Origin of the sequence: Pseudomonas sp. GM49, assembly GCF_000282355.1 — a bacterium.
Lineage (GTDB): Bacteria > Pseudomonadota > Gammaproteobacteria > Pseudomonadales > Pseudomonadaceae > Aquipseudomonas.
On the sequence record NZ_AKJL01000343.1, the window covers coordinates 1 to 10918 of the forward strand.

General features: G+C 60.9%; 10 protein-coding genes. 2 read left to right on the forward strand and 8 right to left on the reverse strand.

Translation table 11 applies throughout. The annotated features are described in order from the left end of the window. Positions 1-379 precede the first annotated feature (379 nt). A complete protein-coding gene (locus PMI29_RS00160; protein WP_008004762.1) occupies positions 380-1312 on the reverse strand; it encodes a LysR substrate-binding domain-containing protein in 933 nt (310 codons plus the stop codon). A 185-nt stretch (positions 1313-1497) separates the two neighbouring features. Here PMI29_RS00160 and PMI29_RS00155 point away from each other — a divergent pair, with 185 nt between their 5' ends. Together PMI29_RS00155 and PMI29_RS00150 are read left to right on the forward strand one after the other, a co-directional pair. Continuing rightward, entirely contained in the window at positions 1498-2676 is a 1179-nt protein-coding gene (locus PMI29_RS00155) for a hypothetical protein (protein WP_008004763.1), read from the forward strand. 205 nt (positions 2677-2881) lie between these two features. Next, complete coding sequence (locus PMI29_RS00150) at positions 2882-3757, forward strand: LysR substrate-binding domain-containing protein (RefSeq protein WP_008004764.1); 876 nt, start codon at positions 2882-2884, stop codon at positions 3755-3757. A gap of 138 nt (positions 3758-3895) precedes the next feature. On the opposite strand, the gene PMI29_RS00145 is transcribed toward PMI29_RS00150, so the two are convergent. From PMI29_RS00145 to PMI29_RS00115, 7 genes are all read right to left on the reverse strand, one after another. Continuing rightward, positions 3896-5260, reverse strand: coding sequence for an MFS transporter (locus PMI29_RS00145; RefSeq protein WP_008004765.1), 1365 nt, complete (start codon positions 5258-5260; stop codon positions 3896-3898). 165 nt (positions 5261-5425) lie between these two features. Further along, a complete protein-coding gene (locus PMI29_RS00140; RefSeq protein WP_008004766.1) occupies positions 5426-6859 on the reverse strand; it encodes an NAD-dependent succinate-semialdehyde dehydrogenase in 1434 nt (477 codons plus the stop codon). Continuing rightward, the gene (locus PMI29_RS00135) at positions 6856-7890 is read right to left on the reverse strand and encodes an aldo/keto reductase (protein WP_008004767.1); all 1035 of its coding nucleotides are present in this window, start codon (positions 7888-7890) and stop codon (positions 6856-6858) included. Before PMI29_RS00135 ends, PMI29_RS00140 begins: the two co-directional genes overlap by 4 nt. Positions 7891-7900: 10 nt before the next feature. Further along, on the reverse strand, positions 7901-8413 hold the full coding sequence (gene fae / locus PMI29_RS00130; RefSeq protein ID WP_008004768.1) for a formaldehyde-activating enzyme: 513 nt from the start codon (positions 8411-8413) through the stop codon (positions 7901-7903). Positions 8414-8860: 447 nt separating this feature from the next. Then, entirely contained in the window at positions 8861-9133 is a 273-nt protein-coding gene (locus PMI29_RS00125; protein ID WP_008004770.1) for a pentapeptide MXKDX repeat protein, read from the reverse strand. 53 nt (positions 9134-9186) lie between these two features. Beyond that, a complete protein-coding gene (locus tag PMI29_RS00120; protein WP_008004772.1) occupies positions 9187-9972 on the reverse strand; it encodes a molybdopterin-dependent oxidoreductase in 786 nt (261 codons plus the stop codon). Beyond that, a complete protein-coding gene (locus PMI29_RS00115; RefSeq protein ID WP_008004774.1) occupies positions 9969-10586 on the reverse strand; it encodes a cytochrome b/b6 domain-containing protein in 618 nt (205 codons plus the stop codon). Before PMI29_RS00115 ends, PMI29_RS00120 begins: the two co-directional genes overlap by 4 nt. Positions 10587-10918 lie beyond the last annotated feature (332 nt).

The window sequence follows — 10918 nt, forward strand, 5'->3', positions numbered from 1 at the left end:
CCGCCGTGGCTTCATCGGCCGTGGCCGCCGAGACGTGACCTACCAGCGCTTCGGTCGCGGGGTTGTAGACCGCGATCAGCGCATCGCTGACCGGTTCAATGAAGTGGCCGTTAACAAAATTTCGCTCGAGTCGCATGTGAATCGCCCATCGTTGTTTTTTTCAATACCGCCAGTCTTGTCATGCAGACCGGGTTGAACAAACGATTTATTGAGCGGTTAAACATTCGAAAAATGCAGGTTACCCCTGTGAACGGTGTGATCCCCTGTAGGAGCGAGCTTGCTCGCGATGGTGGCAGGGTCACCGGGTTCATCCTGGTTGCCATCGTTATCGTTGACCACCATCGCGAGCAAGCTCGCTCCTACAGGGGGGCGTGGTGTTTCAGGAAGCAGCGGTAGAGGGCTCCAACTGCCTTTGCGCCAACCAGACTTCCTCCTGCAGCCACTGGCTGAAGACCTGCAACTGCGGCATCTCGGTCTGCTCCGGCCGGGTCACCAGCCAGTAGGATTGATGCCCGTCGACGTGCACATTCAGCACCTGGGTCAACTGCCCGCTGGCCAGTTCCGAGGCAACCATGTGCCAGTCGGCAATGGTGATCCCCAGGCCATCGGTGGCAGCCTGGATCGCCAGGTCCAGCAGGTCGAATTCATAACCGCCCTGGGTGTCGACACCACTGATGCGTGCCGCGTCCAGCCAGTGTTTCCAGGTCAGGTAGCGTTGGTCTTCCCGGGCCAGCACATGCAGCAGCGTCAGCCGATTGAGGTCCAGGCCCTGCTCGCTCCACTCGCGTGCATACAGGGACGGCGCGCACACCGCGATATGCCGCTCCTGTATCAGCAGCGAACTGTCCAGCCCGTCCCATTCGCCATCGCCGAAACGGATCGCACAATCCAGTGTGCTGGTCTCCGCCAGGCTGTCCTGCAAGCGCGTGGTGATGCTCAATTCCAACTCCGGATGCTGTTCGCGCAAGCGCCCCAGTCGCGGCATCAACCAGCGGCTGGTGAAGGTCGGCGGCGCGTTGATGTGCAGACGGTTGGAATGAGTTTTCTGCTGGATGCTGCGCACCGTCAGCTCGATCTTGTCAAACGACTGGTGCAGTGCCCGCAACAGCACCCGGCCGGCGCTGGTCAGGTCGAGGTGATGATGCCGCCGCTCCAGCAGGCTCTCGCCCAGTTGCTCTTCGAGCTGACGCACCTGGCGGCTGACCGCGCTCTGGGTGACATTGAGCAATTCGGCGGCCCGGGTGAAGCTGCCGGTGCTGCCGGCCACTTCGAAGGCTTTGAGGGCATTCAGGCCGGGCATTTTACGTTTCATGAAAAGGCTCTCAAGGACCAGTGACAGAGCGCAAGGATCCCATGGCGGCGATGCATTGTCCTACAGGATTTTTTCAGTAACATGCGTTCGAGGAAGGTTTCAGCAGATTTTTAATCGTTTGTTCATCGCAGCTCAGATCGCAAGACTGGCCGGCATCTCTAATAAAAATAACCGAGAGCTGCCACATGCCCTTCCCTGTTTCCCTGCGTTTCAGTCCTTTGCATCTCGCTCTACTCTGCACCTTTGCGGCCCCGGCCATGGCCGTGCAAGTCACCGACAACCTCGACCTCGGCGGCGCCGTCCGTGCCCGCTGGGACTACGACCCGGATCGCGACATTCAGAAGTTCGGCCTCGACACCGTGTTTCTCAGCGCCAAGTACAACTCCGACACCTGGATCGGTGAAGCCCAGTACCGTTTCTACGGTCGCTCCTACCCCTACCAGTACACCAAAAACTACGGCGACATCCAGTTCGCCAAGTACGCGTGGGCCGGCTACAAGTTCAACCCCGACCAGCAGGTGCAAGTGGGCCTGAACACGGTGCCGTTCGGTTTGCAGCCGTACTTCGGCAGCACCTTCTACGAAACCCTGGGCAACGTCATCGGCCTGGAAGATGTGCAACAGGTCGGCGCCAAGTACATCCAGCAAAGCGGTGACTGGAACGTCCAGGCCGGTTACTACCTGCGCCCGGCGTGGCAAGGCAAGGGCACCAGCAACGGCGTCACCTACTCCAGCGTGGTGTCGCAAGCCGATAGCTATGTGGCCGACGGTAGCGACAACCAGGAACGCAACACCGTGGTGCTGCGGGTGGCCAAGGCGCTGGACCTGGGGCCGTGGAAATCCGAGGTCGGTGTTTCCGGCCTGACGTCGAGCATTCAGAACAGGGACACCGATAACGACGGCCGGCGCAATGCCGTGGCCGTGCACTACCTGGGCAAGAACGGCCCTTGGGGCGTGCAGTTGCAGGCGGCGCGGCAGCAGATGTCACCGCGCAACCCCGGCACCGATGAGCTGGTGACCCTCGGCGGTTACGACGGCACCTACAACGTCGCCAGCCGCGGCAACCTGTACGTGGCGGACGTCAGCTATGACGTGGCCGGCAAGTACCTGTTCGACCAGGTCAGCGGGGTCAAGCTCTACGCCAACTACAGCGCCTTCGACAAATCCGCCGATGATTTCAAGACCTCCCAACGGATGATCCTCGGCACCTCGTTCGCGGTCAGCAAATTGTGGGTCTACACCGAATGGCTGTTCGGCAAGAACGATCCGTACATTGGCGGCAGCAGCTATACCCAGAGCCTTGGGGCGGGTGGGACTGATCAGTGGGAGAATCAGTTGTACGTGAACATCGGGTATTACTTCTGATCCGAAGGTTTTGGCGTCCATCAGGACGCCATCGCGGGCAAGCCCGCTCCCACAATGTCCGCGTCGTACAAAAAATCTGTGCACACCAAAGAACCTGTGGGAGCGGGCTTGCCCGCGATGGCGTCAGCCCAAACAACACTTGCATCGGCTCGTTGCCAATAGTCAGATAGACGCTACAAAACACATCAGAAATGAGCCCCCTCCCATGCGTCAACTGCCCTCGCTCAACATGCTGCGCGTCTTCGAAGAGGTCGCGCGGCATCGCAGTTTCAGCCAGGCCGCCCTGGAGCTGAACGTCACCCAGGGCGCCGTCAGCCGGCAGATCAAACAGCTTGAAGACTACCTCGGCGTCGCACTGTTCATCCGCACGCCCCAGGGCCTGACCCTGACCGAAACCGGCACCGCCCTCTCCCCGCACCTGGCAGAAGCCTTCGACCATATCGAACGCGCCCTGCAAGCGGTACGCGTGCCCAATCTGCGGCAGCGCCTGCGCATTGTCGCGCCGCCCACCTGGGCGACACGCTGGCTGTCGGCGCACCTGCGAGCGTTCGTTCAGCGCCATCCCGAGATCAGCCTCAGCGTGACCAACCAGTTGGGCCACGAGAGTCTTGCGGAAATCGACTGCCATATCCGCTTCGGCCTCGAGGCCGCCAGCCATTGCAACAGCCGCCTGCTGGTGATGGAGCGGCACATTGCCGTGGCCAGCCCGGAACTGTTCAGCGACGGCGAGCCGCCGGACCTGCGGCAATTTCCATTGCTGCACATCCTGCACGACGGCAAACGCCTGAAGGTCTGGGAGAACTGGCTGACAGCCATGGGCCGGGACGACATCGATGCCGGGCAAGGGCTGGAGTTCAGCACCCTGGACCAGGTGATCCACACCGCACTGGCGGGCGGTGGGCTGGCAGTGATCGACCAGCAGATGATCGAAAAGGAACTGGCCAATGGCAGCCTGCTGCCGATCACCCCGGTGGAAGTGGTCGGGCCGTATGGCTATTGGCTGGATGTGGCGAATGACAAGCAGGGCTTGTCGAAGGTGCGGTTGTTTACCGAGTGGTTGGGACTGGTCAGCAATCCCTGATACACCAACATCCCCCTTGTAGGAGCGAGCTTGCTCGCGATGGACCCGAAAGCGCATTGGGGTGTCAGGTACCCAGCGTTTTCGTTGACGACCATCGTCGGATCGCCGCCCGGAGCAAGCTCGCTCCTACAGGGTGTATCAGATGGGTGCCGTGACTTTCACGCCTTCCGACACACCACCCTCCACAGGACTCTGCGCCTTGCCCGCCTGGCTCAAGGTCAGCGACTTGGTCTCCGGTGCCCACGCCCAGGACAGCAAGGCGCCCAGCGCCAGAATCGCCGCGAGAATGCCCATGGTCGGGCTCAAGCCAATCCCGGCCACACTCACCGGTAACAGGAAAGTGCTGATCGCCGAACCCAGGCGACTCACCGCCGTGGCCAGGCCGATACCGCTGGCGCGCACTTCGGTCGGGAAGCTCTCGGCCGGGAACACACCCACCAGGTTGCTCACTGCCGACAGCACCAGGGTGAACACGCCGAACACCAGCACCATCAGCCATGCCGCGCTACCCGGCAACACTGCCAGCAGGAACAACGCCACCGCCAGAATGATGAACGAGTTGATCAGGAACCCGCGTCGAGTGAACTTGATGGTGCACCAGATGCCGATCAGCGCGCCGAGGATCAGCAGCATGTTCAGCATCAGTTCGGTGCCGAAGCCTTCGGCCAGGCCCATCGTCTGCAGGATCGACGGCAGGAAGGTGTAGATGGCGAAGTACGGCATCACGATGCACACGAAGAACAGGCAGTTGAACGCCGTGCGCTTGCGGTATTCACGGCTGAACAGCACCGCGTAGCCGGAACGGGTTTCGGTGGACGGGGTTTCGTCGAGTTCGACGTGCTCGCCCAGGTGTTTCTTGACGACGGCCCGGGCCTCGGCGATGCGGCCCTGATTGACCAGCCAGCGCGGCGATTCCGGCGTACCGATACGGGCGATCAGAATCAGTGCCGCCGGAATTGCCGACGAGGCGAGCATCCAGCGCCAGGCATCATCGCCGAGGCTGAGCATCGCCGTACCGATGAAAGTCGCGGCGACGTAGCCGAAGGTCCAGATCACGCTGAACGAACCGAGCAACACACCACGGTGCTTTCTTGGTGCAAACTCAGCCAACATGGCATGCCCGACACTGTAATCGCCGCCCAGGCCGATGCCGATCAGCACCCGGCACAGGAACAGCGCTATCGCCGATTCAACGTAGAACTGCATCACCGAGGCGATGGTGATCAGAACGAAACTGACCAGGAAAATTTTCTGCCGGCCGACCTTGTCGGAGATCCAGCCGAAGAACAGGCTGCCGAGAAACAGGCCGATCAGGGCCGAAGCGCCGATCAGGCCCTGCCAGAATGCGTCCAGTTGCATCTGTGGGCTCAGCAGGGTGAACGCGATACCGATCAGGCCGAGGATGTAGCCGTCGGTGAAGTGTGCGCCGAAGGTCAGGCCGGCGATCTTGATGTGAAAGCGGCCAATGGGCAGGTCGTCGATTTTTACCGGTTGTACGGACATGTAAATCTCCAATTGTTGTTATTGACGGAGAAATGAAGCGTGTAACTCCTGTAGGAGCGAGCCTGCTCGCGATGGACTTGAGAACTCCGCGGGGTGTCAGGCTCCCCGCGATATCGTTGACGTCCATCGCGAGCAAGCTCGCTCCTACACAAGGGCGTCGTAGCGTTACAGACCACCCATCAACAGGTATTTGATTTCCAGGTAGTCATCCAGACCGTACTTCGAACCCTCGCGACCCAGGCCCGATTCCTTGATGCCGCCGAACGGCGCCACTTCCGTGGAAATGATCCCTTCGTTGATCCCGACCATACCGGCTTCCAGGCCTTCGGCCATGCGCCAGACTCGGCCGATGTCGCGGCTGTAGAAGTAGGCCGACAAACCGAACGGCGTGTCGTTGGCCTTTTGCAGCACTTCGGCTTCGTCCTTGAAACGGAAGCAGGCCGCCACCGGGCCAAAGGTTTCATCCTGGGCGATCAGCATTTCGCTGTTGGCTTCAGCGAGGATAGTCGGCTCGTAGAACGTGCCGCCCAGCGCATGACGACGGCCACCGCACAGGACCTTGGCGCCCTTCTCCACCGCGTCGCTCACGTGCAGCTCGACCTTGGCCAGTGCGGCGCCGTTGATCAGCGGGCCTTGTTCGGTTTCACCATCCAACGCACTGCCGACGCGCATCGCTGCCACCGCTTCGGCGAGTTTGCCGGTGAAGGCCTCGTACACGCCGTCCTGAATGAAGAAGCGGTTCACACAGACACAGGTTTGCCCGGTATTGCGGAACTTCGAGGCCATCGCGCCTTTGACGGCAGCGTCCAGATCCGCGTCATCGAACACAATGAACGGCGCGTTGCCGCCCAGTTCCAGCGAGACCTTTTTCAAGGTGTCGGCGGCCTGGCGCATCAGTAATTTGCCGGTGCGGGTCGAGCCGGTGAACGACAGCTTGCGCACAACGCTGGACGCTTGCAGCGCACCGCCAATCGCCACGGCATCCCCGGAGACGATGTTGAACACACCGGCCGGAATCCCGGCCTGCTCGGCCAGCACCGCCAGCGCGAAGGCCGACAACGGGGTTTCTTCAGACGGTTTGAGGATCATCGTGCAACCGGCGGCCAGCGCCGGGCCGACCTTGCGGGTGACCATGGCCAGCGGGAAGTTCCACGGCGTGATCGCCGCGACGACGCCTATGGCTTCCTTGGTGACGATGATCCGCGCATCGGCCTTGTGGCTCGGGATCACGTCGCCATAGGCACGCTTGGCTTCTTCGGCGAACCACTCCAGGAAGCTCGCGGCATACACCACTTCACCCATGGCCTCAGCCAACGGCTTGCCTTGTTCGCGACTCAGCAGCGTGGCCAGATCCTTCTGGTTGCTCAGCATCAAGTCGCTCCAGCGCTTGAGGCGCTGGCTGCGTTCCTTGGCGGTCAGCTTGCGCCACGCCGGCAATGCACGGTTGGCGGCTTCGATGGCCAAATCAGTCTCTTCAGCACCGGCCTTTTGCACCTCGGCGATCAGCTCGCCGTTGGCCGGGTTCAGCACCGGATAAGTCGCACCGCCGCTGGACCATTGCCCATCGATGAAATTGCCGTGGCGGATCAAAGTACTCATGCCACGGCCTCGGTCAGGTTGAAGCGTTCCAGACCCGGACGGGCGGTACGCAGGATGCGCTTGCCGGCGGTGTAATCGTTGATCACGTCGCACGGCGTGTAGTTGCGTTCCAGCTCGTGCAGCTCTTCGGCGTCGAGTCTGGTTTCCAGGGCCGCCAGGGCACTGTCGAACTGTTCGGTGGTGTCGGCGCCGACCAGCATGCAATCCACGCCCGGATGGTTGGCCACCCACGCCTGGGCAATCTGCGCGTTGGACACGCCACGGGCACGGGCGACACGTTGCACCGAATGGGCGATTTCGAACGAGGCTTCGTCGCTGTACATCTGCTGGGTGAAGAAGTCGGTCTGGTTGCGGGTCGACTGCGCGTCACCGGTCAGCAGGCCGCGAGCCAACGGGCTGAACACCGAGACACCGAGGCCCTGATCACGACAGAACGGGATCATCTCGCGCTCTTCTTCACGGTAGGCGCAGTTCAGTTGCAGCTGCATGTTGATCGGCTTGACCCAGCCATTGCGCTCGCAAGCCATGAGGATTTTCGCCAGTTGCCCGGTGAGCATGGTCGACACGCCAATGTAGCGGGCCTTGCCGGAACGCACGATGTCGTTCATCGCGCTCATGGTTTCTTCGACCGGGGTGTTGACGTCGAAGTAGTGCAACATGAAGACGTCGACGTAATCCATGTCCAGGCGTTTGAGAGAGGCGTCGATGCTGTCCATGATGTGCTTGCGCGAGTGACCGCTGGCGTTGATGCCGCTGCGGGTGCCGTAGCCGACCTTGGTGGTGATCACCAGGTCTTCACGACGGGCCAGGCGCTTGACGATACGCCCCACCACTTCCTCGCCGACACCGGCGGAATAGAAGTCCGCCAGGTCGATGAAGTTCACGCCGTTGTCCAGGGCGTGCCTGACGATCGGCTCGCTTTTCTTCTCATCGAAGATCCACGGTTTCCAGTCCGGGGTGCCCATGTTCATGGTGCCCAGGCACAGGCGGGAGACTTCGAGGCCGGAGTTGCCCAAACGAATGTATTGCATGGCGCGGACCTCAGGCTTTTGGCGTGTAGAAAGGGTTGCTGATGTGATCGACCACATCCTTGAGCTGCGCGGTTTCCGGTTTGCCGGTCAGGGCGGCGCGGATCGCGGTGCGGCAGGCGTTGTAGTTGTTCTGGTACACGGCGTCGAGGTCGTCGCAGGCCGGGTTGACCCAGTTGGCCGTCACGATGGCCCACTCGTCCTCGGCTTCCGGCGGCAGGGTGCCGTCAAGCAGCGCTTCCAGAACCGCCTTGGCGATGCCGGCCTGGGACGCGCCCCAGGTGGCGTTGCCGTGCAGTTCGCTACCGATCGCGGCCTTGTTCACATACAAGGTCATCGGCTTGACCGGGATGTTCGGCTGGGCGATCACCATGAACGGGCAGTGACCCTGGCTTGGCGACGCCAGGCTGTTGGCGAACGCTTGCCCTGCCGGGCCGTTGCGCGGGCCGATCAGGATGTTGATGTGCGCGGCGTTCACGCCCGGGCCTTCGAAACCTTCACCGATGTACAGGTCGAGTTCTTTCATGATCAATACTCTTGGGGACGCAGAGGGATGTGTTTGGGTGTTCAGCAGCACACGCAAGCACAGGGCCTGGCGTGGCAGATGTCTGGATTCGAAGAGCGCAGCAGGAAGCTGGCGAAGACGCGGCAGTGATGATGAGTCATGGTTGCAAACGCTCTTTTTTGTTGTTGATGAGCTGGTTTGCGATTTTTTAACACTGGGGGTTGGCGGGGCTGTAACCATTAAAAGTCATGAGGGTATGACTTCAAGTCATACCCCCTGAAGACCTGCACGAAAACCTGTGGGAGCAGGCTTGTGTGGCGAGGGGGCTTGCCCCCGTTCGGCTGCGAAGCAGTCGTAAACCCGGAACATCCAATTGAATGCCGGAAATGCCGGGGCCGCTTCGCGGCCCAACGGGGGCAAGCCCCCTCGCCACAGGGCCCGTTCCCACAGGGTCTGCGGTGGTTGGACTTACTGAGACATTTCGCTTTTTTTCATCGCATCCTTGGACATCGCATCTTTTTTCATCGCGTCCTTGGACATCGCATCGCCTTTTTTCATGGTGTCCTTGGACATCGCATCGGTCTTCTTCATCGCATCTTTCTTCATCGCATCCTTGGACATGGCGTCCTTGGACATCGAGTCCTTGCTCATGCTGTCGTTGCTCATCGTGTCAGCAGCGAACACAGAGGCAGCGCCAACGGCCAGGCACATGGACAGAACAACGGTGGTCAACTTTTTCATGGTGAAACTCCTTGGTGCACGGGTTTGCGGACGGTGAATGTTTCGGGCATTCATCAGCTGCCACCAAACCAGTTGTAGCCCTGGTCTTCCCAGAAGCCGCCGCTGTAGGTGTTGCTGACGAAAATCGCCTGAATGTGTTTGGGGTTCTTGTAGCCAAGCTTGGTGGGCATGCGCAGCTTCATCGGGAAGCCGTACTGGCGCGGCAGCACCGCGCCGTCATAGGTCAGCGTCAGCAGGGTCTGCGCATGCAACGCGGTGGCCATGTCGATGCTGGTGTAGTAGTCGTCGGCGCATTTGAAACCGACGTATTTGGCATCGGTGTCGGCGCCGATACGCTTGAGGAAATCGCTGAAACGCACGCCGCCCCAACGGCCGATCGCGCTCCAGCCTTCAACGCAAATGTGCCGGGTGATCTGCTCGGTCTGGGCCATGGCGCGCAGCTCTTCGAGGCGCCAGCTGCGCTTGTCGGCGACCAGTCCGGTGACTTCCAGGCGATAGCCCTCCTCCTCCACCGTCGGTGCCTCGTCGATGCCGTAAAAGGCATTGAACGGAAACGGCCGGGTGATCATCGATTCGGGATAAGTCGGTGCCATCGCGTTGGGGTTGAACAGCCAGCCTTGCACGCGGTCATTGAAGCGCGACATGGACGACAACGCCGTCTCGACACTTTCGTTGTCGGTGATGTTGCAACCGGACAACATCGCCACGCCGCCGAGGGTGAGGCCGCGCAGCAGGAACGAGCGGCGCGAGCGGTCTTCGATCTGCGGGGCGAGAATCTTGCGGGCGTCGGTCAAGATCGAAGCCTCGTCCAGCCCGGGTACCTGAATGCGCTTTTTCATACCTGCTCCTTGCGGCCGACGATCATGGCCCACAGCGTTTTCGGAACCAGCGCGACCATCAGCAGATGCACCGCCACAAACGCCACCAATAAAGCCATGGCGAAGAAGTGCACACGGCGCGCGCCTTCGTAACCGAACAGCAATTCACGCAACAGCGGGAACTGCACCGACTTCCACAACACCAGCCCGGAGAGCACCAGCAGCGTGATATCGACCATCACGAACAGGTAGGCGACTCGCTGCACCTGGTTGTAATGACTGAGGTCGGCGTGTCCGAGTTTTCCGCGCAATGCGGCCCACAGGTCATGCAGCACGCCTCTGGGCGAAACCGGGAAGAAGCGTCGCTTCAGGCGTCCGCTGAACAGGTTGAAGGCCAGGTAGATCAGACCGTTGATCGCCAGGAACCACATCGCCGCGAAATGCCATTGCAGCGCGCCGCCCAGCCAGCCGCCGAGGGTGATCGACTTGGGAAAACTGAATTCGTAGATCGGCGAGGCGTTGTAGATGCGCCAGCCGCTGGTGACCATCACCAGCACCGCCAGGGCGTTGAGCCAATGGGTCAGGCGTAGCCAGCGTGGATGACTGGACTTGGGTGAAGCAGTGCTCTGCGACATGTCCGGCTCCCGGTTGTTATTCGTTGGAACCGATTATGGGAGCCGGAAGATCGCCAAATCCTCACGTAAAGTTAAATTAAACGTGATAACTACCGCCGGACACTTGTAGGAGCGAGCTTGCTCGCGATGGTGTATCAGGCGCCGCTGTGTCGACTGACATACCATCGCGAGCAAGCTCGCTCCTACAGGGTTCTGTGGTGGTCCGCCGGTTGTGCAATTATGGTTAAATGCCGCCCCCGCAAATTGCCGACCCAGACCAATGAACGCAGACGCCCTCTCCACCCTTCACGACCACTTGCTGACGGCACTGGCAGCCGCCCCCGCCGAAACCC

Excerpts from the sequence above, each read along its gene's own strand:
- PMI29_RS00160 (WP_008004762.1), bottom strand. The coding sequence starts at position 1,312 with ATGAAACGTAAAATGCCCGGCCTGAATGCCCTCAAAGCCTTCGAAGTG.
- PMI29_RS00155 (WP_008004763.1), top strand. The coding sequence starts at position 1,498 with ATGCCCTTCCCTGTTTCCCTGCGTTTCAGTCCTTTGCATCTCGCTCTA.
- PMI29_RS00150 (WP_008004764.1), top strand. The coding sequence starts at position 2,882 with ATGCGTCAACTGCCCTCGCTCAACATGCTGCGCGTCTTCGAAGAGGTC.
- PMI29_RS00145 (WP_008004765.1), bottom strand. The coding sequence starts at position 5,260 with ATGTCCGTACAACCGGTAAAAATCGACGACCTGCCCATTGGCCGCTTT.
- PMI29_RS00140 (WP_008004766.1), bottom strand. The coding sequence starts at position 6,859 with ATGAGTACTTTGATCCGCCACGGCAATTTCATCGATGGGCAATGGTCC.
- PMI29_RS00135 (WP_008004767.1), bottom strand. The coding sequence starts at position 7,890 with ATGCAATACATTCGTTTGGGCAACTCCGGCCTCGAAGTCTCCCGCCTG.
- fae (WP_008004768.1), bottom strand. The coding sequence starts at position 8,413 with ATGAAAGAACTCGACCTGTACATCGGTGAAGGTTTCGAAGGCCCGGGC.
- PMI29_RS00125 (WP_008004770.1), bottom strand. The coding sequence starts at position 9,133 with ATGAAAAAGTTGACCACCGTTGTTCTGTCCATGTGCCTGGCCGTTGGC.
- PMI29_RS00120 (WP_008004772.1), bottom strand. The coding sequence starts at position 9,972 with ATGAAAAAGCGCATTCAGGTACCCGGGCTGGACGAGGCTTCGATCTTG.
- PMI29_RS00115 (WP_008004774.1), bottom strand. The coding sequence starts at position 10,586 with ATGTCGCAGAGCACTGCTTCACCCAAGTCCAGTCATCCACGCTGGCTA.